Annotated in this window: 21 protein-coding genes; 11 read left to right on the plus strand and 10 right to left on the minus strand. The window is 53.3% G+C overall.

Translation table 11 applies throughout. The annotated features are described in order from the left end of the window. Nucleotides 1-21 precede the first annotated feature (21 nt). The 5 genes from araD (at nt 22) to rluA (ending at nt 7,526) form a co-directional block, all read left to right on the plus strand. Nucleotides 22-717, plus strand: a complete 696-nt coding sequence (araD, locus tag NNO04_RS00665) for an L-ribulose-5-phosphate 4-epimerase (RefSeq protein ID WP_271443020.1) — start codon at nt 22-24, stop codon at nt 715-717. Nucleotides 718-783: 66 nt separating this feature from the next. Continuing rightward, entirely contained in the window at nt 784-1,389 is a 606-nt protein-coding gene (locus NNO04_RS00670; RefSeq protein WP_271443021.1) for a YdcF family protein, read from the plus strand. A 76-nt stretch (nt 1,390-1,465) separates the two neighbouring features. Next, nucleotides 1,466-3,817, plus strand: a complete 2,352-nt coding sequence (gene polB / locus NNO04_RS00675; RefSeq protein ID WP_271443022.1) for a DNA polymerase II — start codon at nt 1,466-1,468, stop codon at nt 3,815-3,817. A gap of 131 nt (nt 3,818-3,948) precedes the next feature. Next, on the plus strand, nt 3,949-6,855 hold the full coding sequence (gene rapA / locus NNO04_RS00680) for an RNA polymerase-associated protein RapA (protein ID WP_271443023.1): 2,907 nt from the start codon (nt 3,949-3,951) through the stop codon (nt 6,853-6,855). Nucleotides 6,856-6,866: 11 nt separating this feature from the next. After that, the gene (gene rluA / locus NNO04_RS00685) at nt 6,867-7,526 is read left to right on the plus strand and encodes a bifunctional tRNA pseudouridine(32) synthase/23S rRNA pseudouridine(746) synthase RluA (protein ID WP_271443024.1); all 660 of its coding nucleotides are present in this window, start codon (nt 6,867-6,869) and stop codon (nt 7,524-7,526) included. A gap of 93 nt (nt 7,527-7,619) precedes the next feature. On the opposite strand, the gene djlA is transcribed toward rluA, so the two are convergent. Beyond that, nucleotides 7,620-8,432, minus strand: a complete 813-nt coding sequence (djlA, locus tag NNO04_RS00690; protein WP_162380946.1) for a co-chaperone DjlA — start codon at nt 8,430-8,432, stop codon at nt 7,620-7,622. A 332-nt stretch (nt 8,433-8,764) separates the two neighbouring features. On the opposite strand from djlA, the gene lptD reads away from it, so the two are divergent. The 6 genes from lptD to apaH are packed head-to-tail and all read left to right on the plus strand — an operon-like array spanning nt 8,765 to nt 15,523. Further along, a complete protein-coding gene (lptD, locus tag NNO04_RS00695) occupies nt 8,765-11,137 on the plus strand; it encodes an LPS assembly protein LptD (RefSeq protein ID WP_271443025.1) in 2,373 nt (790 codons plus the stop codon). A gap of 53 nt (nt 11,138-11,190) precedes the next feature. Continuing rightward, nucleotides 11,191-12,477: a peptidylprolyl isomerase SurA gene (gene surA, locus NNO04_RS00700; protein WP_271443026.1), complete on the plus strand. Its 1,287-nt coding sequence runs from the start codon at nt 11,191-11,193 to the stop codon at nt 12,475-12,477. Then, nucleotides 12,477-13,466 (plus strand): 4-hydroxythreonine-4-phosphate dehydrogenase PdxA, encoded by a 990-nt coding sequence (gene pdxA / locus NNO04_RS00705; RefSeq protein ID WP_271443027.1) that lies wholly within the window; start codon nt 12,477-12,479, stop codon nt 13,464-13,466. The genes surA and pdxA overlap by 1 nt, the downstream gene beginning before the upstream one ends. After that, the gene (gene rsmA / locus NNO04_RS00710; protein WP_271443028.1) at nt 13,463-14,284 is read left to right on the plus strand and encodes a 16S rRNA (adenine(1518)-N(6)/adenine(1519)-N(6))-dimethyltransferase RsmA; all 822 of its coding nucleotides are present in this window, start codon (nt 13,463-13,465) and stop codon (nt 14,282-14,284) included. The genes pdxA and rsmA overlap by 4 nt, the downstream gene beginning before the upstream one ends. A gap of 2 nt (nt 14,285-14,286) precedes the next feature. Further along, nucleotides 14,287-14,664 carry a Co2+/Mg2+ efflux protein ApaG gene (gene apaG, locus NNO04_RS00715; protein WP_192611047.1) on the plus strand — a complete coding sequence of 126 codons (378 nt, stop codon included), beginning with the start codon at nt 14,287-14,289 and terminating at the stop codon, nt 14,662-14,664. 10 nt (nt 14,665-14,674) lie between these two features. Further along, nucleotides 14,675-15,523, plus strand: a complete 849-nt coding sequence (apaH, locus tag NNO04_RS00720) for a bis(5'-nucleosyl)-tetraphosphatase (symmetrical) ApaH (protein WP_271443029.1) — start codon at nt 14,675-14,677, stop codon at nt 15,521-15,523. Between the two features lie 97 nt (nt 15,524-15,620). On the opposite strand, the gene folA is transcribed toward apaH, so the two are convergent. The 9 genes from folA to NNO04_RS00765 form a co-directional block, all read right to left on the minus strand. Next, nucleotides 15,621-16,100 carry a type 3 dihydrofolate reductase gene (gene folA, locus NNO04_RS00725; protein WP_271443030.1) on the minus strand — a complete coding sequence of 160 codons (480 nt, stop codon included), beginning with the start codon at nt 16,098-16,100 and terminating at the stop codon, nt 15,621-15,623. Between the two features lie 198 nt (nt 16,101-16,298). Then, a complete protein-coding gene (gene kefC / locus NNO04_RS00730) occupies nt 16,299-18,161 on the minus strand; it encodes a glutathione-regulated potassium-efflux system protein KefC (protein ID WP_271443031.1) in 1,863 nt (620 codons plus the stop codon). Next, complete coding sequence (gene kefF, locus NNO04_RS00735) at nt 18,154-18,684, minus strand: glutathione-regulated potassium-efflux system oxidoreductase KefF (RefSeq protein ID WP_271443032.1); 531 nt, start codon at nt 18,682-18,684, stop codon at nt 18,154-18,156. The genes kefC and kefF overlap by 8 nt, the downstream gene beginning before the upstream one ends. Before the next feature lie 120 nt (nt 18,685-18,804). Beyond that, complete coding sequence (locus tag NNO04_RS00740; RefSeq protein WP_271443033.1) at nt 18,805-20,130, minus strand: MFS transporter; 1,326 nt, start codon at nt 20,128-20,130, stop codon at nt 18,805-18,807. Between the two features lie 118 nt (nt 20,131-20,248). Continuing rightward, nucleotides 20,249-20,536, minus strand: a complete 288-nt coding sequence (gene fixX, locus NNO04_RS00745) for a ferredoxin-like protein FixX (protein ID WP_271443034.1) — start codon at nt 20,534-20,536, stop codon at nt 20,249-20,251. Next, the gene (locus tag NNO04_RS00750) at nt 20,533-21,819 is read right to left on the minus strand and encodes an FAD-dependent oxidoreductase (RefSeq protein WP_271443035.1); all 1,287 of its coding nucleotides are present in this window, start codon (nt 21,817-21,819) and stop codon (nt 20,533-20,535) included. Before NNO04_RS00750 ends, fixX begins: the two co-directional genes overlap by 4 nt. 57 nt (nt 21,820-21,876) lie before the next feature. Continuing rightward, nucleotides 21,877-22,818: an electron transfer flavoprotein subunit alpha/FixB family protein gene (locus NNO04_RS00755; RefSeq protein WP_271443036.1), complete on the minus strand. Its 942-nt coding sequence runs from the start codon at nt 22,816-22,818 to the stop codon at nt 21,877-21,879. Between the two features lie 11 nt (nt 22,819-22,829). After that, the gene (locus tag NNO04_RS00760; protein WP_271443037.1) at nt 22,830-23,603 is read right to left on the minus strand and encodes an electron transfer flavoprotein FixA; all 774 of its coding nucleotides are present in this window, start codon (nt 23,601-23,603) and stop codon (nt 22,830-22,832) included. Between the two features lie 155 nt (nt 23,604-23,758). Continuing rightward, nucleotides 23,759-23,997 (minus strand): hypothetical protein (locus NNO04_RS00765; protein WP_271443038.1); only part of this gene is annotated, 239 nt, incomplete at its 5' end.

Here is a 23,997-nt window from a genome sequence, read left to right on the forward strand (position 1 = left end):
ATCCGGCACACAGGAGCCAACATGTTAGAAGATCTCAAACGCCAGGTATTAGAAGCCAACCTGGCGCTACCGAAACACAACCTGGTGACCCTCACCTGGGGGAACGTCAGCGCGGTCGACCGGGAACACGGCGTATTCGTGATTAAACCCTCCGGCGTTGATTACAGCGTGATGACTGCTGATGATATGGTGGTCGTGAGCATCTCCACCGGCGACGTCGTTGAAGGTACGAAGAAACCCTCTTCCGATACACCAACCCACCGACTGCTGTATCAGGCGTTTCCGACAATCGGCGGTATTGTCCACACCCATTCACGTCACGCCACCATCTGGGCGCAGGCGGGTCAGTCAATCCCGGCCACAGGTACAACGCACGCGGATTATTTCTATGGCGCCATTCCCTGCACCCGTAAAATGACCGATGCGGAAATCAATGGCGAATACGAGTGGGAAACCGGCAACGTGATCGTCGAAACCTTTGAAAAACAGGGGATTGATGCAGCGCAAATGCCCGGCGTGCTGGTGCACTCCCACGGCCCCTTTGCGTGGGGAAAAACGGCAGAAGACGCCGTGCATAACGCCATTGTGCTGGAGGAAGTGGCCTATATGGGCATTTTCTGTCGCCAGCTCGCGCCACAGCTACCGGACATGCAGCAAACCTTGCTGGACAAGCATTACCTGCGCAAGCATGGTGCAAAAGCCTATTACGGGCAGTAAACGGATCATCGCCAGCCACTATCGGCTGGCGTTATAGTCATGCCTCATTCACAAGGAAGTCCGGGCATGTACAAATTCTCGATCTATGCTGCAAGTTTTTTCATCCTCACCCTCCTGTGTGTCTTGTTATTTAATGCGGTGAGCATCGTCCATTACAGTCATGAGGATGAAACCCGGAGCGCTGATTGCGCCATTGTGGCGGGGGCGGGTATCGCTGGTGATCTCCCCTCTGCGGTATTCAGGGAGAGGCTGAACCATGCCATCACGCTTTATCAGCAAGGACTTGTCCGCAAGTTAATCCTGACGGGAGGACTCAGCCCAAACGCCACCCGTTCAGATGCCGCAGTGGCTCAGCAATATGTTCTTGCCAAAGGGATCCCTGCGAGCGCAGTGTTGATTGAAGAGCAATCCACCCTCACCCGTGAAAATGTCCGCTTTGCCAAAATGCTGATGCAGGAGCATCAATTACACTCTGCGCTGATCGTCAGCGATCCACTCCATATGCGGCGTCTGATGACCATCGTCCAGGACAATGGAATAACGGCGTGGGCTTCGCCAACGCCAACCAGTCGTTATAGATCATTAACAGCGAAAAGTGCTTTTCTGCTGAGCGAAACCATCTGGTACAGCGGATATCTTATCTTACGCATTCTACCGCTGTCCTTCATATAAACCGCTGTATAAAAAATCAGTAAAACGGAGCAAACCAGGCTATACTCAGGCTTGGTTTATCGGTTGAGAAGAGTGAGTGACGCAGGCAGGTTTTATTTTAACCCGGCACTGGCGGGATACCCCGCAGGGAACCGAAGTCTCATTCTGGCTGGCAACGGACAATGGCCCGCTGCAGGTCACGCTCGCGCCGCAGGAGTCGGTGGCTTTTATCCCCGTCGATCAACTACCCCGCGCCGCTGCACTGCTAAGCACTGAGAATGGCTATCGTATTGCGCCGCTCAATCTGCGCGATTTTCACCGCCAGCCGGTTTCAGGGCTGTACTGCCGCTCCCATCGACAACTCATGCGTCTGGAAAAACGGCTGAAGGAAAACGGCATTACGGTCTATGAAGCCGATGTACGCCCGCCAGAACGCTATCTGATGGAGCGGTTTATCACCTCTCCGGTGTGGGTTGATGGCGACAACCATCATGGCGCCATCGTTAATGCCCGCCTGAAACCCAATCCGCACTATCGACCGCCATTAAAATGGGTGTCGCTGGATATCGAAACCAATCGCCACGGCGAGCTTTACTGCATTGGTCTGGAAGGCTGCGGCCAGCGGACTGTGTATATGCTCGGCCCGCAGAATGGCGATGCCCGGGCGCTGGATTTTGAGCTCGAATATGTGGCGAGCCGTCCTCTGTTGCTGGAAAAACTCAACGCCTGGTTTGCCCAACATGATCCTGACGTGCTTATTGGCTGGAATGTGGTGCAGTTCGACTTACGCGTCCTGCAAAAACATGCTGAACGCTATCGCATTCCTCTGTGTCTGGGGCGCGAGAAGACGGAGCTGGAATGGCGCGAGCACGGCTTTAAAAACGGGGTGTTCTTCGCTCAGGCAAAAGGACGGCTGATTATCGACGGCATTGAAGCGCTGAAGTCCGCGTTCTGGAATTTCTCCTCATTTTCGCTGGAGACGGTTTCGCAGGAACTGCTTGGGGAAGGTAAATCCATCGACAATCCCTGGGATCGCATGGACGAAATTGACCGCCGTTTCGCCGAAGATAAACCCGCACTGGCCACCTATAATCTAAAAGATTGCGAACTGGTCACGCGGATTTTTCACAAAACGGAAATTATGCCGTTTTTACTGGAACGCGCGACGGTCAACGGTCTGCCCGCCGATCGTCACGGCGGTTCGGTCGCCGCCTTCGGGCACCTCTATTTTCCCCGTATGCACCGCGCCGGTTATGTTGCGCCAAATCTGGGGGAAGTGCCGCCTTTAGCCAGCCCCGGCGGCTATGTGATGGACTCTCGTCCCGGTTTGTATGACTCAGTGCTGGTCCTCGATTATAAAAGCCTGTACCCGTCAATTATCCGCACGTTTCTTATTGATCCCGTCGGTCTGGTGGAAGGTATGGCGCACCCCGATCCCACTCACAGTACCGAAGGCTTCCTCGACGCCTGGTTCTCGCGTGAAAAACACTGTCTGCCGGAGATCGTCACCCAGATCTGGCTCGGGCGTGACGAGGCCAAACGTCACGGCAATAAACCGCTTTCACAGGCGCTGAAGATCATCATGAATGCGTTTTACGGCGTGCTCGGCACCACCGCCTGTCGCTTTTTCGATCCCCGACTCGCCTCCTCGATCACCATGCGCGGCCACGCGATCATGCGCCAGACCAAAGCGCTCATTGAAGAACAAGGCTATGACGTGATCTATGGCGATACTGACTCCACATTCGTCTGGCTGAAGGGCGCGCACTCTGAAGAAGAGGCAACGAAAATAGGCCGTTCACTGGTAGAGCATGTCAATGCGTGGTGGGCAGAATCGCTGCAACAGCAGCGGTTAACCAGTGCGCTGGAACTGGAATTTGAAACCCACTTCTGCCGCTTTCTGATGCCGACCATCCGCGGGGCGGATACCGGCAGCAAAAAACGCTACGCCGGAATGATTCAGGAAGGCGAGACGCAGCGGATGGTGTTCAAAGGCCTGGAAACGGTACGCACCGACTGGACGCCTCTGGCGCAACAGTTCCAACAGGAGCTGTATTTACGTATTTTTCGTAACGAGCCGTATCAGGATTACGTGCGGGAAACCATTGATAAACTGATGGCGGGAGAACTGGACGATCGGCTGGTCTATCGTAAACGTCTGCGCCGTCCATTAAGTGAATATCAGCGTAATGTCCCCCCACATGTTCGTGCAGCCCGCCTCGCCGATGAGCAAAACCTGAAGCGCGGGCGACCTGCGCAGTACCAGAATCGCGGCACCATAAAATATGTGTGGACTACAAACGGTCCCGAACCTGTGGATTATCAGCACTCGCCACTGGATTACGAACACTACCTGACGCGCCAACTACAGCCCGTGGCGGAGGGAATTCTTCCCTTTACCGATGATAATTTTGCTACACTACTGACAGGGCAACTGGGGTTATTTTGACGCGTGACGAACGCGCCGCCATCCAGTACCATAGCGCCCTTTCCACTCCTGGACCCATATAACCCTGCTGCCACTTTAGCCTGGCAGTGGGTGATTATTGCCTGCAATTAAAGATATAGAGCCAAACACATATGCCTTTTACACTTGGTCAACGCTGGATCAGCGATACAGAAAGCGAACTGGGACTTGGAACTGTTGTCGCGATGGATGCGCGAACCGTCACCTTACTTTTCCCGGCTACAGGTGAAAACCGTCTGTATGCGCGTAGTGACTCCCCCGTGACCCGCGTGATGTTTAATCCCGGTGATACGATTACAAGCCATGAAGGCTGGCAGTTGCAAATCGATGAAGTAAAAGAAGAAAATGGTCTGCTTGCCTACGTGGGTACTCGCCTTGATAACGAAGAAGCGGGTGTCACGCTGCGTGAAGTGCTGCTCGACAGTAAACTGGTCTTCAGTAAACCGCAGGATCGTCTGTTTGCCGGTCAAATCGATCGCATGGACCGCTTTGCGCTGCGCTATCGCGCGCGTAAATTTCAGAGCGAACAGTATCGCATGCCGTGGAGCGGCCTGCGCGGCCAGCGTACCAGCCTGATCCCGCATCAGCTCAATATTGCTCATGACGTTGGTCGTCGCCACGCCCCGCGCGTACTGTTAGCAGACGAAGTGGGTCTGGGAAAAACCATTGAAGCCGGGATGATCCTGCATCAGCAATTGTTGGCTGGTGCGGCTGAGCGCGTATTGATTATCGTGCCTGAGACGTTACAGCATCAGTGGCTGGTGGAAATGCTGCGTCGTTTTAATCTGCGTTTCGCGCTGTTTGATGATGAACGTTATGCAGAAGCCCAGCATGACGCCTATAACCCGTTTGAAACCGAACAACTGGTCATCTGCTCACTGGACTTCGCCCGCCGCAGTAAGCAGCGCCTGGAACATCTGTGCGACGCCGAATGGGATCTGATGGTTGTCGATGAAGCGCACCACCTGGTATGGAGCGAAGAGGCACCCAGCCGTGAGTATGCGGCTATCGAACAACTGGCGGAACGCGTTCCGGGTATCCTGCTGCTTACCGCAACGCCGGAACAGCTGGGGATGGAAAGCCACTTCGCACGTCTGCGTCTGCTGGACCCAAGCCGTTTCCACGACTTCGCGCAATTTGTCGAAGAGCAGAAAAATTACCGTCCGGTTGCGGATGCCGTTGCGATGCTGCTGGCAGGCAATAAGCTGAGCAATGACGAACTCAATATGCTCGGCGACCTGATTGGCGAGCAGGATATCGAACCGCTGCTGCAAGCCGCCAACAGCGACCGTGAAGACGCGCAAAGTGCCCGTCAGGAACTGGTCTCAATGCTGATGGACCGCCACGGCACCAGCCGCGTGCTGTTCCGTAACACCCGTAATGGGGTTAAAGGCTTCCCGAAACGCGAACTGCACACCATTAAACTCCCGCTGCCAACCCAGTATCAAACGGCGATTAAAGTCTCCGGGATTATGGGCGCACGTAAAAGCGCGGAAGACAGAGCCCGCGATATGCTCTATCCGGAGCAAATTTATCAGGAATTCGAAGGCGATACCGGTACATGGTGGAACTTCGATCCCCGCGTTGAATGGCTGATGGGCTACCTGACCAGCCACCGTTCGCAGAAAGTGCTGGTGATCTGCGCGAAAGCCGCCACCGCATTACAGCTGGAACAGGTTCTGCGCGAACGCGAAGGTATTCGCGCCGCCGTGTTCCACGAAGGCATGTCAATTATTGAACGCGACCGCGCTGCCGCCTGGTTTGGCGAAGAAGACAGCGGCGCTCAGGTTCTGCTGTGCTCTGAAATCGGCTCTGAAGGCCGTAACTTCCAGTTCGCCAGTAACCTGGTGATGTTTGACCTGCCGTTTAACCCGGACCTGCTGGAACAACGTATCGGTCGTCTCGACCGTATTGGCCAGGCGCACGATATTCAGATCCACGTGCCTTTCCTGGAAAAAACAGCTCAGTCTGTACTGGTACGCTGGTATCACGAAGGTCTGGATGCGTTTGAACACACCTGCCCGACCGGGCGTGCTATCTATGATACGGTTTATAACGATCTGATCACCTTCCTGGCCGCGCCTGAAAACAGCGATGGCTTCGACGAGCTGATTAAATCCTGCCGCGAACAGCATGAAGCGCTGAAAGCGCAGCTGGAGCAGGGTCGTGACCGTCTGCTCGAAATTCACTCCAACGGCGGTGAAAAAGCGCAACAGTTGGCCGAAAGTATTGAAGAGCAGGATGACGATACCAACCTGATTGCGTTTGCGATGAATCTGTTTGATATCGTGGGTATTAATCAGGACGATCGCGGTGAGAATCTGATTGTTCTGACCCCTTCCGATCACATGCTGGTGCCGGACTTCCCGGGTTTACCTGAAGACGGCTGTACCATTACCTTCGAGCGTGACGTGGCGCTGTCGCGCGAAGATGCGCAGTTTGTGACCTGGGAACACCCACTTATCCGTAACGGTCTGGATCTGATTTTGTCGGGCGATACCGGCAGCAGTACGATCTCTCTGTTGAAAAACAAAGCATTGCCGGTCGGCACCTTGCTGGTTGAACTGGTGTATGTGGTGGAAGCCCAGGCACCGAAACAGCTGCAACTTAACCGCTTCCTGCCACCAACACCGGTGCGTATGTTGCTGGACAAAAACGGCAATAATCTGGCAGCACAGGTTGAGTTCGAAACCTTCAACCGCCAGCTAAGCGCCGTGAACCGTCACACCGGCAGTAAGCTGGTCAATGCGGTTCAACAGGACGTCCACGCGATTTTACAACTGGGTGAAGCGCAGGTAGAGAAATCTGCCCGTGCGTTGATCGATGCAGCACGTAACGAAGCCGACGAAAAACTCTCCGCAGAGTTGTCACGTCTGGAAGCGCTGCGCGCGGTAAACCCAAACATCCGTGATGACGAACTCACTGCTATCGAGACGAATCGTCAGCAGATTCTGGAAAGCCTCGAGCAGGCGAACTGGCGTCTGGATGCGTTGCGCCTTATTGTCGTCACGCATCAATAACGGAGCTGAAGATGGGAATGGAAAACTACAATCCGCCGACGGATCCCTGGCTGGTTATCCTGTATCAGGATGAGCACATTATGGTGGTCAACAAGCCGAGCGGCTTGTTGTCTGTGCCGGGACGTCAGGAAGAGCACAAAGACAGCGTGATGACGCGTATCCAACGCGATTACCCGCAGGCAGAGTCAGTGCATCGTCTTGATATGGCGACCAGCGGCGTGATTGTAGTGGCGCTCACGAAAGCGGCTGAGCGTGAACTCAAACGCCAGTTTCGCGAGCGCGAACCGAAAAAGCAGTATGTTGCGCGCGTCTGGGGGCACCCCGCCCCCAGCGAGGGAGTAGTCGATTTACCCCTGATTTGTGACTGGCCGAATCGGCCAAAACAAAAAGTGTGTTATGAGACGGGGAAAGCGGCTCAAACCGGGTATGAAGTGGTTGATTACGCGGCGGATAATACCGCCCGGGTCGTACTCAAACCGATAACCGGACGTTCTCATCAGTTGCGCGTACACATGCTGGCACTCGGGCATCCTATTTTAGGCGATCGGTTTTATGCCCCCCCGGAAGCCCTGGCAATGGCGCCGCGCTTGTTACTGCATGCCGAAATGCTGACCATTACCCATCCCGCTTACGGTAACAGCATGACCTTTAAAGCCCCGGCAGATTTTTAGCATAACAGCCTGATGACGCTACGCTTACCCGGCCTACGTTCAAGAACTCTGTAGGCCGGATAAGACGCGTTGCGTCGCCATCCGGCAAAACAATCACTTAAAGCCTTTCTGTTCTTTGATCAACTCATACGCCTTTTGAATTTCCTGCGCTTTTTGCTTCGCCATCTCCATCATCTCTGGGGGCAGACCTTTCGCCACCAGTTTGTCAGGATGATGCTCACTCATCAGCTTACGGTAGGCGCGTTTGATCGTCGTCGCATCGTCGCCTGGTTTCACGCCAAGCACGTTACAGGCATCTTCAAGCGTTGGCCCTCGCTGCGCCTGTTGCCATCCGCCGCCAGATTGCTGCTGATATCCGCCGCCAAACTGTGCCCCGCCCTGCATCATGCGCAGAAACTGGTCAAACTGCGTGCGGGAAATCCCTAACTCTTCGGCAATGACATATAACACTTCCCGCTCGTTCGGATGCAAAGTGCCATCGGCAAACGCCGCCTGAATCTGAATCTCCAGAAACATGCGGATCAGATCGAATCGCCCAAAACAGACGCTACGAAACTGGCGCATTTTTTCACGTAATGGGTAATTGTCTGATTTTCCGACGCGGAAGGCATGTTGCGCCGCCGTACGTGATTCACCGTGCAGATTCATCCGATCCATTAACTGACTGGCGATATGAATATCCGCTTCGGTGACGCGCCCCTTCGATTTGGTTAAGTGTCCCATGACTTCAAACGTTGTGGCGAAAAACAGCGCCTGACGCTCACGTTGGTTCGCAAACCACGCCATTTTGCGGCTGCGGGCTTTGTCGAACATATGCCCGACCAGCAGGCCTAAAACCACGCCCCAGAAGCCTCCGCCCATCATTAGAGCCACGGCGACACCAATTATTTTTCCCCAGTACTGCATAGACTCCCCAAATCGTTACGCGGTCAGTGAGGCTATGTCCCACAATATAAGGTGCTTTTACGGTAATGAACGCTACGGTCAATTGTGGGACATAGCCTATAATTTGCATTATCATACCTGTCATTCAATGCCGTGCCTAACACCACAAACGCTATATCCATTGGATTTCGAGTTGCAACAAGGCAGTAACGTACTGCCAGAGAAGATGCAGCCAGGAAGACGGCGGGTATAAAACGGACAGGATTAACACTAGCGCAGTGAAGATGAGTACGTTAGTCTCTGACCGTTTGTCACGCGCAACGCTACCGATGATGGAACAATAAATACAACGTATGAAAAAACGTATTCCCACTCTTCTGGCCACCATGATTGCCAGCGCCCTTTATAGTCAGCAGGGTGCCGCAGCCGATCTCGCCTCACAGTGTTTGCTGGGCGTGCCGAGCTATAACCGTCCACTGGTGCAGGGCGAGACGAACCAGTTACCCGTGACCATTACGGCCGATCACGCCAAAGGGAACTACCCTGATGACGCGGTGTTTACCGGTAATGTGGATATCGCCCAGGGCAATAGCCGTCTTCTGGCTGATGAGGTGCAACTCCATCAGAAAGAAGCGCAAGGACTCCCCGAGCCTGTTCGTACTGTCGATGCGCTGGGTAACGTCCATTATGATGACAACCAGGTCATCCTGAAGGGGCCGAAAGGCTGGTCGAACCTGAATACCAAAGACACTAATGTGTGGGAAGGCGACTATCAGATGGTCGGCCGCCAGGGGCGCGGTAAAGCGGACCTGATGAAACAGCGTGGCGAAAACCGTTATACCATCCTTGAAAACGGTAGCTTTACCTCCTGTTTACCCGGCGCGGACACCTGGAGCGTGGTGGGCAGTGAAGTTATCCACGACCGCGAAGAGCAGGTGGCGGAAATCTGGAACGCCCGTTTTAAAGTCGGCCCTGTTCCGGTCTTCTATAGCCCATATTTGCAGTTACCGGTTGGCGACAAACGCCGCTCAGGCTTCCTGATCCCAAATGCCCAGTACAGCAGTAATAACTATTTTGAGTTCTATCTGCCGTATTACTGGAACATCGCGCCCAATATGGACGCCACGATCACACCACACTATATGCACCGCCGTGGCGGCATTATGTGGGAGAACGAATTCCGCTACCTCACCCACGCGGGTGCCGGTTTGATGGAGCTTGACTACCTGAATTCCGATGATGTCTACAATGACGAACATCCTGACGATGACAACTCGCGCCGTTGGTTGTTCTACTGGCAACACGCAGGCGTCATGGACCAGGTATGGCGTTTTAACGTCAACTATACCAAGGTCAGCGACTCACAATATTTCAATGACTTTGATAACAAGTACGGCTCCAGTACTGACGGCTACGCGACGCAGAAATTTAGCGTCGGTTACGCGGTGGAAAACTTTGACGCCACTGTGTCGACTAAGCAGTTCCAGGTCTTTAGCGATCAAAGCACCAGCAGTTACTCGGCAGAACCACAGTTAGACGTTAACCTCTATCAGAATGACGTTGGTCCTTTTGATATGCGTATCTATGGTCAGGCCGTGCATTTTGTGAACACCAAAGATGATCAGCCAGAAGCAACCCGTCTGCATCTGGAACCGACCATCAATTTACCGTTGTCGAATCAATGGGGCAGTATCAATACGGAAGCGAAGCTACTGGCGACCCACTACCAGCAAACCAATCTGGATTCGTACAATAACAATCCTAAGAATTTGAATAAGCTGGATGAGTCCGCAGACCGCGTGATGCCGCAGTTCAAAGTCGACGGTAAGATGATTTTTGAACGCGATATGGCCACCTTCGCCCCTGGTTACACCCAGACGCTGGAACCTCGCGCGCAGTATCTGTATGTGCCGTTCCGTGACCAGAGCGGTATCTACAACTACGATTCGTCTTTACTACAGTCTGACTATTCTGGCCTGTTCCGCGACCGTACTTATGGCGGTCTGGACCGTATCTCTTCCGCCAACCAGGTCACGACCGGCGTCACATCTCGTGTATATGATGACGCTGCCGTTGAACGTTTTAACGTTTCAGTGGGTCAAATCTACTATTTCACGGAGTCTCGCACTGGCGATGACAACATCAAATGGGAGAATGATGACGAAACGGGCTCACTGGTCTGGGCGGGCGACACCTACTGGCGTATTTCCGATCGTTGGGGTTTACGTAGCGGCCTGCAATATGACACGCGTCTGGACAGCGTGGCGACCAGCAGCAGCAGCATTGAATACCGTCGGGATGAAAATCGCCTGGTGCAACTGAACTACCGGTATGCCAGCCCGGAATATATTCAGGCAACATTGCCCAGAAATAGTAGCGATACGCGCTGGAACGCACCGCAGTATAAAGACGGGATCAATCAGGTCGGCATGGTGGCAAGCTGGCCGATTGCTGACCGGTGGTCCATTGTTGGCGCCTACTACTATGACACCAATGTGAATAAAGCTGCCGACCAGATGCTCGGTCTACAGTATAACTCCTGCTGCTATGCGCTGCGCTTCGGGTACGAACGTAAGCTGAACGGTTGGGATAGTGACAAACAAGAGTCTGTCTATGACAACGTGATCGGCTTTAACATTGAGCTGCGTGGCCTGAGCTCCAATTATGGCCTCGGCACGCAAGAGATGCTGCGCTCGAACATTCTGCCGTACCAGAACTCTTTGTGATCTGATTGATTTACCACGTAATCCGCATTGCGGTTAATTGAAATGGAAAAAGTATGAAGAACTGGAAAACGCTGCTTCTCGGTATCGCCATGATCGCGAATACCAGTTTCGCTGCCCCGCAGGTAGTCGATAAAGTTGCAGCCGTCGTCAATAACGGCGTCGTACTCGAAAGTGACGTCGATGGGTTAATGCAGTCAGTAAAACTCAACGCGGGTCAGGCGGGTCAACAACTTCCGGATGACGCTACGCTGCGCCATCAGATCCTCGAACGTTTGATCATGGATCAGATTCTGCTGCAGATGGGCCAGAAAATGGGCATCAAAATCTCTGACGAGCAGTTGGATCAAGCCATCGCCAACATTGCTAAGCAGAACAACATGACGACGGAGCAGATGCGCAGCCGTCTGGCTTACGACGGTCTGAGCTACTCGACCTACCGTAGCCAGATCCGTAAAGAGATGATCATCTCTGAAGTGCGTAACAACGAAGTACGCCGTCGTGTGACAATTTTACCGCAGGAAGTGGATGCGCTGGCCCAGCAGGTGGGTAAACAAAACGATGCCAGTACCGAGCTGAACCTGAGCCATATTCTGATTCCACTGCCGGAAAACCCAACATCCGACCAGGTGAACGAAGCCGAAAGCCAGGCGCGTTCTGTCGTTGAGCAAGCGCAAAGCGGCGCTGATTTTGGCAAACTGGCCATCGCCCATTCGGCTGACCAACAGGCGCTGAATGGCGGTCAGATGGGCTGGGGCCGAATTCAGGAACTGCCGGGTATCTTCGCTCAGGCGCTGAGCACAGCGAAAAAAGGCGACATCGTCGGTCCGATTCGTTCTGGTGTCGGCTTCCATATTCTGAAAGTGAACGATATGCGTGGTCAAAGCCAGAACATCTCGGTAACTGAAGTTCATGCCCGTCATATTCTGCTGAAACCGTCGCCGATCATGACCGATCAGCAAGCGCGCCTGAAACTGGAAGAGATCGCTGCAAATATCAAGAGTGGCAAAACCACGTTTGCCGCAGCAGCGAAAGAGTTCTCTCAGGATCCGGGTTCTGCCAACCAGGGCGGTGATTTGGGCTGGGCTGCGGCTGACATTTTCGACCCCGCCTTCCGCGATGCGCTGACCCGACTGAATAAAGGCCAGATGAGCGCTCCAGTACACTCTTCCTTTGGCTGGCATCTGATCGAACTGTTGGATACGCGTAACGTTGATAAAACCGACGCAGCCCAGAAAGACAGAGCCTATCGCATGCTGATGAACCGTAAGTTCTCGGAAGAAGCAGCGACCTGGATGCAGGAACAGCGCGCCAGCGCATACGTTAAAATTCTGAGCAATTAATGAGCAGAACTCAACGTGTTGTCATCACTCCCGGCGAACCCGCCGGGATTGGTCCGGACCTGGTTGTCCAGCTTGCACAGCGTGAGTGGCCAGTAGAACTCGTCGTCTGTGCCGATGCCACGCTATTAACAGACCGGGCAGCCATGCTCGGTTTACCGCTCACACTCCACCCTTATTCACCCCACTCTCCAGCCAGGCCTCAATCAGCTGGCACGCTGACCATCTTGCCTGTCGCGCTGCGTACATCGGTCTCTGCAGGTCAATTGGCAGTTGAAAATGGGCAGTATGTGGTTGATACGCTGGCTCGCGCCTGCGATGGCTGTCTGCAGGGCGAATTTGCGGCGCTGGTTACCGGCCCGGTTCACAAAGGCATCATTAATGATGCTGGCGTGCCATTTACCGGACACACGGAGTTTTTAGAAGAGCGCTCACAGGCGAAGAAAGTGGTCATGATGCTGGCAACCGAAGAACTTCGCGTTGCGTTGGTCACCACGCATCTGCCGCTCAGAGCCGTTGCCGATGCCATTACGCCTGCCCTGTTGCAAGAGGTGATCGGCATTTTGCATCACGACCTGCGCCTGAAATTTGGCCTGGCCGATCCGCATATTCTGGTGTGTGGTCTGAATCCGCATGCCGGAGAGGGCGGTCATATGGGAACGGAAGAGATAGACACGATCATTCCGGTGCTGGACTCGTTGCGCGCACAGGGCATGCATTTAAGCGGTCCATTGCCCGCCGATACACTATTTCAGCCTAAATACCTCGAAAATGCCGATGCTGTGCTGGCAATGTACCACGATCAGGGTCTTCCCGTGCTAAAATACCAGGGCTTTGGGCGTGGCGTGAATATCACGTTGGGCCTACCCTTTATTCGTACATCTGTTGATCACGGCACCGCGCTTGAACTCGCGGGTCGTGGACAAGCAGACGTCGGCAGTTTTATTACGGCGCTTAATCTCGCCATCAAAATGATTGTTAATACTCAATGAATAATCGAGTCCATCAGGGCCACTTAGCCCGTAAACGCTTCGGGCAAAACTTTCTCAACGATCAATTTGTGATCGACAGTATCGTCTCCGCTATCAACCCGCAGAAGGGTCAGGCCATGGTCGAAATCGGTCCTGGACTGGCAGCACTGACGGAGCCGGTAGGTGAACGCCTGGATCAACTCACGGTCATCGAACTTGACCGCGATCTGGCAGCTCGTCTGCAAACACACCCGTTCCTGGGGCCAAAGCTGACGATTTATCAGCAAGATGCCATGACCATGAATTTTGGCGAGCTTTCCGAAAAAATGGGACAGCCGCTGCGTGTGTTTGGCAACTTGCCCTACAACATCTCCACCCCGTTGATGTTCCATCTCTTTAGCTATACTGATGCCATTGCTGACATGCACTTTATGTTGCAAAAAGAGGTTGTGAACCGTCTGGTTGCAGGACCAAACAGTAAAGCGTATGGTCGATTAAGCGTCATGGCGCAGTATTACTGTCAGGTGATCCCGGTTCTTGAAGTGCCACCATCGGCCTTCACGCCACCGCCTAAAGTGGATTCTGCTGTCGTACGTCTGGTACCGCATACAACGATGCCGCATCCAGTCAAAGATGTCCGCGTACTGAGCCGTATTACTACCGAAGCTTTTAACCAGCGTCGCAAAACGATTCGTAACAGCCTCGGTAATTTGTTTAGCGTTGAGTTGCTGATCGAACTGGGCGTTGACCCGGCAATGCGGGCAGAGAATATTTCTGTCGCGCAATACTGCAAGATGGCGAACTATCTGTCAGAGAACCCGCCGTCGAAGGAGAGTTAAGCATGATCAATTCGCCCCGAGTGTGTATTCAGGTACAAAGCGTCTATATTGAGGCGCAGTCCGCACCTGATGATGAACGTTACGTCTTTGCATATACCGTGACCATCCGCAATTTGGGGCGAGCGCCAGTACAGCTGTTAGGCCGCTACTGGCTGATTACAAATGGTCATGGCCGTGAAACTGAAGTACAGGGTGAAGGTGTGGTTGGCGTACAGCCACACATCGCGCCTGGTGAAGAATATCAGTATACCAGCGGTGCCGTCATTGAAACGCCGCTGGGCACTATGCAGGGTCATTACGAAATGATCGACGAAAATGGCGTTGCCTTTACGATCGATATCCCCGTATTTCGACTCGCTGTTCCTACACTCATTCATTAAAACTAGAGCGATGGCAACATACCTCATTGGCGACGTTCACGGTTGCTACGACGAACTGATCGCATTGTTAGAACAAGTAGAATTTACTCCAGGGAATGACACCTTATGGTTGACGGGCGATCTGGTCGCTCGTGGTCCCGGTTCTCTGGATGTGCTGCGCTACGTTAAATCACTGGGTGACTGCGTTCGCTTAGTGCTGGGCAATCACGACCTTCATTTGCTGGCCGTATTTGCTGGCATCAGCCGCAATAAACCCAAAGACAGGCTGACTCCGCTTCTGGAAGCGCCAGATGCAGACGAACTGCTCAATTGGTTACGTCGTCAGCCACTCTTACAGGTTGATGAAGAGAAGAAGCTGGTCATGGCCCACGCGGGCATTACGCCACAGTGGGATCTAAAAACAGCCAAAGAGTGCGCGCGCGATGTTGAAGCGGTCTTATCCAGCGACTCTTACCCCTTCTTTCTGGACTCAATGTACGGCGATATGCCAAACAACTGGACGCCAGAATTAACGGGGCTGGCGCGGCTGCGTTTTATCACCAACGCATTTACCCGCATGCGCTACTGTTTTCCGAATGGCCAACTGGACATGTACAGCAAAGAGTCGCCGGAAAACGCGCCAGCGCCACTGAAACCCTGGTTTGCCATTCCGGGACCGGTTAGCGAAGCGTACAGCATTGCTTTCGGACACTGGGCTTCCCTGGAAGGAAGAGGCACGCCAGAGGGTATTTACGGGCTGGATACGGGATGCTGCTGGGGCGGTGACTTAACCTGCCTGCGTTGGGAAGATAAAAAATATTTTGTTCAGCCGTCAAACCGCCACCGAAACCGTGGTGAACATGAGGCTGTCGCGTCGTAATCGCAAGACAGGAATACAGGCCGGATGACGACGCTACCGCGTCATCATCCGCACGCACGATGTACCTGATATTCTGATAGCGCGTCGCTTATCAGTCTTACCGGCGTTCCAGAATCTCGAAGCAGTAGCTGTGCGAGTTCTGCTCGTCAGCGTCATGAAACTCACTGAACACCGATTCCCAGTCATCAGGCTCGTAGTCCGGGAAATGCGTATCCCCTTCAACTTCGGCATCAATATGCGTCAGATACAGCTTCTGCGCTTTCGGCAGGAACTGCTCGTAAACGCGGCCACCACCAATCACCATAATCTCTGGCGCGTCACCACAGGCCGCCACCGCGTCGTCAACAGAGGTCACCCACTGCACACGATCGTCGGTACCAGGCTGGCTGCTGATAACGATATTCTTACGCCCTGGCAACGGTCGACCGATGGATTCCCAGGTGTGACGCCCCATAATGACAGGCTTATTTAACGTATTACGTTTGAACCAGGCGAGATCGGCAGGCAAGTTCCATGGCATGGCGTTTTCCATGCCAATAACGCGATCTACCGCTAACGCCGCAATCAGACTGATCATTGAATAATTCCCGGATGCAAAAAAATTGTCGCCACTATACGGAAAGCGCAATCTTTCGTCGACTGGCGGAAAGAAGATGAGCACGAAAATTTTCTGTTCTGAGGCAGACCCCACTGATTTAAAGTGGAGTGCCTGCCTTACAGTAGTTTAAAAACAGTCAATTAGCAGTAAAGTTTGCAGAACATCACATTTTTTACCTTATGCTGACGGTTTTACTTCCGGCTCATCGGTAACGTCGCCCGTATGTTTACCTTCATCCGTGCCTTGCCAGCCATGGCGTTGAATTAAGGACAAATGTTCGCGATCTTCGGTGATGATTTCACTCAGCATTGCGCTGGTGCGTTTGTAGACGGCCGCGCGGGCAGTCGCGTCATTTTCCCCCATTGCCATCTCTTCAACCATTTGTGTATTAAAGCGGCGGAACAGGTCCGCGCGTTCACGCGCTTCATAACGACCTAACCCTAAACTTTCCAGCGCCAGACGCCCGGTTTTTAACGCGCCTTCAAAGGTTTCACGTTCCGGCATCTCCACCCCGGCCTGTCGCAAACGAATGTAGTGATCGACATCACGGGCGCGGGCAATAATTTGCAGCGCAGGGAAATGGGTCTTCACCATTTCAGTCAGCTCAAGACTGGTTTGCGGATCGTCAATGGCATTAATTAACACTTCGGCTTTTGCCGCCCCCGCAGATTCCAGCAAATCCATGCGCGTCGCATCGCCGTAAAACACCTTCATACCAAATTTACGCAGCGTCTCAATATGGTCTGGGTCGTGATCGAGAACGACCATTTTCACACCGCTCGACAACAACAAACGACCGGTTATTTGACCAAAGCGCCCAAACCCGGCGATGATCACACGCGGTTGTTCTTCATCAATTTCATCAGCTTCACGCTCTTCTTCTGCCGCAGATTTTTCCATCCGGGTCAGCAGCACCAGCAAAATTGGCGTCGCCGCCATAGAGAGCGCCACCACCAGCGTCAGCGCTTTCGCCCATTCAGGATCCAGCACATTTGCCATCTGAGCCGCCCCAAACACCACAAACGCAAATTCACTCCCCTGCCCTAATAATACGGCAAACCAGCGGCGTTGTTTGTTCGGTACCTGTAACGGTCGGGCGATAAGCCATAGCATGCCCATTTTAATGACCAGGAACCCCACCAGCAGAATGATGATACGTAGCGGGTTATCAATCAGCGTGCCAAAATCAATCGACATACCGACGCCAATGAAAAACAGCCCCAGCAATAGCCCTTTAAACGGCTCAATATCGCTTTCCAGTGCATGCCGGTATTCTGAGCTAGCCAGCAGTACCCCCGCCAGAAACGCGCCCATCGCCATCGAGAGTCCCACCTCTTCCAGCAATAAGCCGAAGCCGAAAACAAGGAACAGCGCCACGGCGCTGAAGACCTCCCGCAGTCCTGAGCGAGCCACAAAGCGCAGTGCCGGACGCGTGACATAGCGTCCCAGCAACACCACCAACACCAGGGCGCCCGCCACTTTCAATGCCGAAAGCGCAAACGCCCCCAGGGTCGTGGCGGCACCGCTGGCCGCCAGCAAGGGAATCATCGCCACCAGCGGAATCGCCGCGATATCCTGGAACAGCAGCACCGCAAAGGCGCTACGCCCCATTTGAGAAACGGTCAGGTTGCGTTCGTTCATCGCCTGCATGGCGATGGCCGTTGAAGAAAGCGCCAGCGTCATACCAATCAGTTCTGCAACCTGCCAGCGCAGACCGAGAAACATACAGAACAGCCCAATCAGACCGCCACAGACCACCATCTGCAACGCGCCGCCGCCAAACACCGAGGCCCGCAGTTTCCACAAACGCTGCGGATCCAGTTCAAGACCGATAACAAACAGCATCAGCACCACGCCAATCTCAGCAAAATGCAGGATTGATTCGGCGTCGGTCACCAGGCGTAGTCCCCACGGGCCGATAATGCATCCCGCGATGAGATACCCCAGTACCGATCCTAAGCCAAGCCGCACGGCAATCGGCACAATCAACGCCGCGGAACCCAGATAAATTAGCGCCTGTATTAGCGTGTGGCTATCCATTGTGCGCCTCCTGCCATTCCATCAAGCGCTGCTTGTAGTGACGCGCCTGCGCCTGCAGCGTTTCGTCATCGCAAATAAAGGTGCAATGCATGGCAAACGGCGGCAGCCAGGTCAGTCCGCAGTAAATTGCAGTGGCCTGCAGAGGCTGAGAAAGCACGTCAAAACCCGGATGAGAGCCAATATCGAAGTGGCTTTCGCCGCCGCCCGTGGTAACGGCCCACATCAGGTGTTTATTGCGAAGCGCGGTTCCTCCGTGCCCATAGGCCCAGCCGTGAGAAAGGACTTTATCCATCCAGAGTTTAAGTAAAGGGGGAACGCTGTACCACTGCATCGGGTGTTGCCAGATGACCAGGTCTGCGCGGGATAGCGCTTCCTGCTCCGCAGCGATATCGATATTGAAGTCGGGATAGAGCTGGTAGAGGGAGCGAATTTCTACTCCGTCCAGCGTCCTTGCCTGTTCGAGCATCCGTTTATTCGCATGCGAATGGTGCGGATAGGGATGCGCGTAAATGATAAGAATCATGATTAGCCTGTTATTTTGCGACACTCTTTTACCACAGAGTGTAGTCAGATATTCACCAGGCTTATAGTCAATATTCTTGAGCGGTCAGGATGAGAATTCTGAACAAGGGGTTCCGACCGCTTATGGCTTACCGCGTATTTTCATATTCCCTGCCTGCATCAGCGTCAGACCACGCGTTTCCGGAGCAAATATGACGGAGACAACCAGACCGATCAACGAAATCAGTGCCCCAATCAGCATCACGTTATTAATTCCGTAGCGGGTAATGAAAATCGGTAGCGCCCAGGTGGAGACCACCGTCCCTATACGACTGAGCGACATGATCACACCAACCGCAGAAGCGCGAATGTCAGTGGGAAACAGTTCGTTGGGGTAAAGCCATTGCAAAATACCCGGTCCACCGGAGAAAAACGCATAGACCGCAAAGGCCACCACCACCAGGCCGATCCCTAAATGGGGGATAAACCCAAGCAGCGCCAGAGCAAACGTCATCATCGCAAAGCTGCCGATAAGCAACGGGCGACGACCAATGCTGTTCAGCCAGAACATGGCCGGAACACAGCCGAGCATAAAGAAGAGGCTAATTACCACATTGCCTAATGCCGCGCTCCGCCCCTGCTCCCAGCCAAGCAATCCGACTATCTGCGGACCAAAGGTGTAGATGGCAAACATCGGGATCACCTGACAAGTCCAGATCACCGCCACGAAAAGCACAAATGGAAAGTGGCGGCGGTTAAACAACTGCAGGAAGCGGGTCTCTTTAGGCGGTTCATCATCAAAAACAACGGGTTCGCCAAACAGTTTGATCATCATCTGCTGGCACTCTTCCACCCGCCCTTTACGCAGTAGCCAACGCGGGGATTCCGGGAGATCAAAACGGCCAATCAGGATGATAAGGCAGGGAATGACGGCGCTGCCAAGCATCCAGCGCCAGCCGCCTTCAACGTCGTATAAACAATAGCCGACCAGGTTGGCGCAGGTCGCGCCTACATACCACATGGCAGCAATAAAACCGATGGAGAACGCCCGCTGGCGGGTGTTGGAGAACTCGGTGATCATCGAGGTGGCGATGGGATAATCTGCGCCAATCACTATCCCTATCAACACGCGCATGATGAGTAGCTCAAACGGTGTAGAGACAAACATGGTCGCCACCGATATCACCCCAATGGCGACGATATCGATAAGGAACATTTTGCGACGTCCGACTTTGTCGCAAATATAGCCAAACAGCGAAGTACCGACAAACAGCCCAGCCAGCGTCGCGGCACCGAGCATACCGATCCACTCTGCGTTCAGACCCAGTGTTGGAGTCAGTTGCTCCAGCGCAACGCCGATGATGACGAGTACATATCCATCCAGAAAGGGTCCACCGCTTCCCCACAGCATGATACGGCGGTGAATGGATGAGAATTTGATGTCGTCAAAATTCCTTGGCTGCTGCATGGCGATTTCCTGTTTCATCGGCAACGTTGCCGGATGGCGATGCGAAAAGTCTACTCCGGCCAACAGTTCTACATATTTTAGTAGGCCGGATGCGCGTCAGCGTCATCCGGCATCGGGTTTAGCCGTAACGAAACTCCACGCCAAACGTACCGCGCGGGTATTCCCATTTTTCCAGCGCCGTCCCCAAACCGAGGATTCGGCAGGTACCACATTCCAGACACCCTGCATAATCAAAACGTACGCTACCGTCATCCTGTTTTTTATACAGTCCTGCAGGACAGGCCTTAACCAGAACGTCCAGCACCTGTTTATCGGGGTCCGTTTTTAGAATGATGTGTGGATTTTCTTCATCCACATTGAATTTATTAACGCCCAGTTTGACGTCTACGTTGACGGAAGAAGTCATAATGCGGTTACCCCTTTAATGCCGTCCTTCATCAGATTGATAAAGCCGACTTTCTTAGCGTGGCGAAGGATTTTTTTACGCATCGGCACCGGCTCGCTACCATCAATGGTGAAGAGATCGCGCGCAATGCCGACCACCATTTCAGGGTATTGCGTAAACATGCGCGGATTGTCGAGGAATGCAGGCAAACGCTGGTACATGCGCATATCACGCATCGGACCGTTGTCCAGATGCTGATGATATTCCGCCAGTCCCTGCTTGCTGAAATCGTTGTTACGCATGGCAGAGAGTACTGTTTTCGCAGCGGCTTCACCTGCCGACACCGCCAGGTCCATACCGCGAATCGTAAAGCCCAGGTTCATACACATCCCGGCGGCATCACCGGCAATCAACACGCCGTCACCCACCAGCTCAGGCTGCATGTTTATTCCGGCTTCAGGAACGACGTGCGCAGCGTATTCGACCATCTTGCCGCCAGCAATCAGCGGTGCGACTGCCGGGTGTTGCTTAAAGTCTTCCATCATTTGTGGAACCGATTTTTTGGCGTCTTTCAGATGATGAAGACCGCACACCAGCCCCAGAGAAATGGTTGTTTCATTGGTATAGAGGAAGCCGCCGCCCATCAGGCCATCGGTTGGCGATCCCGCAAACAGGCAGGCAGCCCCTTCGTTGCCCTGCAACTGGAAGCGATCTTCAATCACCGATTTGGGTAATTCGATAAGCTCTTTCACCCCTACCGCAACGTGTTCTGCTTCAACGCGTTTTGCCATGCCCAACTGTTCCGCCAACAGAGAATTCACCCCATCGGCAAGGATCACGACCTTCGCTTCGAGAATATCGCCATCGGCCTCAACACCCACCACTTTCCCGTCGCGTTTAACAACGTTATCGACACGGATGCCGGTGATCAGCTGCGCGCCCGCTTCTTCCGCCTGTTCCATTAGCCATGCGTCAAATTTACTGCGCAATACGGAATAAGAGACTTGTGAAGGCGCCGCGTCTTCACCGTTGAAATAATCCACCGTCATCGCCCCTTTATCCGTCATAAAGGCGAGTTTTTCGTGGGTAATCACACGTTCGACGGGGGCCTGTTCAGCAAACCCAGGGAGAATGCGTTCAAGACTATGGGCATAAATACGCCCACCGGTGACATTCTTCGCACCTGCAGAATTGCCGCGCTCGATAACTAAAACCTGTGCCCCTTCACGGGCGAGCACCAGCGCTGCAACCGAACCGGCCAGCCCTGCTCCCACGATGATGGCATCAAAGATATCTTCGGACATAAGAACTCCAGATTAACCTGTCGATGGCAGAGCCGGGATCCGGCCCTGCCCGGTGGATCAGCGTGCTAACGCGCTGGTGAGCGCAGGCAGGATCTTCATAACGTCGCCGACAATACCGTAATCAGCGTACTGGAATATCGGGGCATTTTTATCTTTGTTAATGGCGCAAATGGTTTGTGAGCCGTTCGCCCCCACCATGTGCTGGATTTGCCCAGAAATCCCGACCGCCAGATACAGGTCAGGCTTAAGCATCAGGTTGGAGATCCCGACATAACGTTCATGCTCCATCCACTTTTCGTTTTCCGCTACCGGGCGAGAGCAAGCCAGCTCCGCGCCAATGGCTTCGCACAGCGCAACCGCCAGAGAAATATTCTCTTTGCTGCCGATACCGCGTCCGACGCTGACCACCAGGCGCGCTTTGTCGAGATCAACGCTGTTGCTTTGACGCGCCAGTGTTGCCGTGCGGGTTACCGCAATCTCAGGCGACTGCCACTGTACAACCTGCGCAGTCCCACTCAGAGAGGCATCCTGAACCGCTGCCTCAAACGTGCCACTGCTGAGCGTGATAACGGCAAATGGCGACGCGATCGTCTCTTCACCAATGGCCAGACCGCCATAAACCATATGCTTAACGGCTGCGTGGCCGTCTTTTTGCTCTACCGCACTTGCGTCGTTAGAGACAGCGGCTGACAAACGAAACGCCAGTTTTGCCGCCAGCAGTTTGCCGCGACGGGTATTAGGCAGCAGCACCACTCCCGCTTCGCTTTGCTGACGAATGGTTTGCACCATGACGTCGGCGTAATCTTCCATCATGCGGTCATCGGGCTTACCGCTCAGTTGCCAGACATGATTTGCGCCGGACTGAAACGCCGTTGCGCCGTCAGTATCGTTAAGCACAAACGCATTAATCTGTTCACCTAAAGCCTGTGCGCCACCCATCAGTTCCGGCAGGCGAGAAGGGGTATCGCTGAATACCCAGACACTGGAAAACTTGCTCATAACATCCCCTTTTAACGAATAATTTTGCGCAGATGATCGGCAAACGCGGCGATCTGTTCTTCACCATCGCCTTCAATGACGATGCGCTGACGTTCGCGCTGTTTCGGCGCAGCAACCTGTTGAGCGGAATAAGCGTCAACCGCATTGAATCCAATATCCGCTGATGACCAGACCTGAACCGGTTTTTTGGCCGCGCCAAGAATGGCTTTCATGGATGGAATCTGCGGCGTGTTAATGTCGGTAGAAACGGCCACCACCGCAGGAAGGGGAATGCTCAGGGTTTCGATTTCATCTTCCAGCTCACGTTCCACCGTGAGGGTGTTATCCGCCAGCGAGAGGATCTTGCTGACGCCATTAATGGCAGGGATCTGCAGCGTTTCACCCACCAGCAGGCTCACCTGCTGCGCATAAAGGTCAGAAGAACCATCGCCACAGACAATCAGATCAAAGCCGGATTTTTTCGCGGCAGCAGCCAGCGCGGCAGCGGTATGCTGCGGTAACGCCTGTTCAAACTGGTCGTCAATCACCACGATCAGTTCATCAGGACCACGGGAGAGCACATCTTTACGCCCTTTGGCGTTAGTCAGCGCTTTGCCGCCTACGCTCAGCGCGATCACCTGCGCCTCGCCAGCCTGTTGTTTTAACTGAACAGCAGCTTCAATCGCATTCAGATCATATTGGCTAATTTTGCCATCTGCTTTGCTGAGATCTAATGATCCATCAGCATTATTAATCACAATATCCTGTTCATCAGGTACGCACTTGTAGCAAGTAATTATCTTCATTGCATCTCCAGAAATCATGAAGGAAACGTCGTTCATATCGGCAGTGTTAAATATACAGATACCACGCTCTTTAATTCGGAAATAAAACATTAATCACCAATATTGAAAATGTCACACACTGATATTTTCAACTTTCAATAATGTTAAGCCCCTCACTAATATTGAAAACAGACATCAAAACCAAAAACTTTCAATATTGCTTCGCTGATCACCAATATTGAATGCCAGAGGGTTGTGAAAGTAAAAAAATCACACATAACACATTGAATTAAAATGAAAAACAAACAAATTACCGTCAAAAAATGCCCGACATAAAACTGTGATGCTGGTAACGGCACACCGGGAAACGAATACCCATTATGAAGTACTTTCCAACGCGTTCCTGAGGTTAATA

It is taken from the genome of Citrobacter sp. Awk 4 (assembly GCF_028069725.1).
Taxonomy (GTDB): domain Bacteria; phylum Pseudomonadota; class Gammaproteobacteria; order Enterobacterales; family Enterobacteriaceae; genus Citrobacter_D.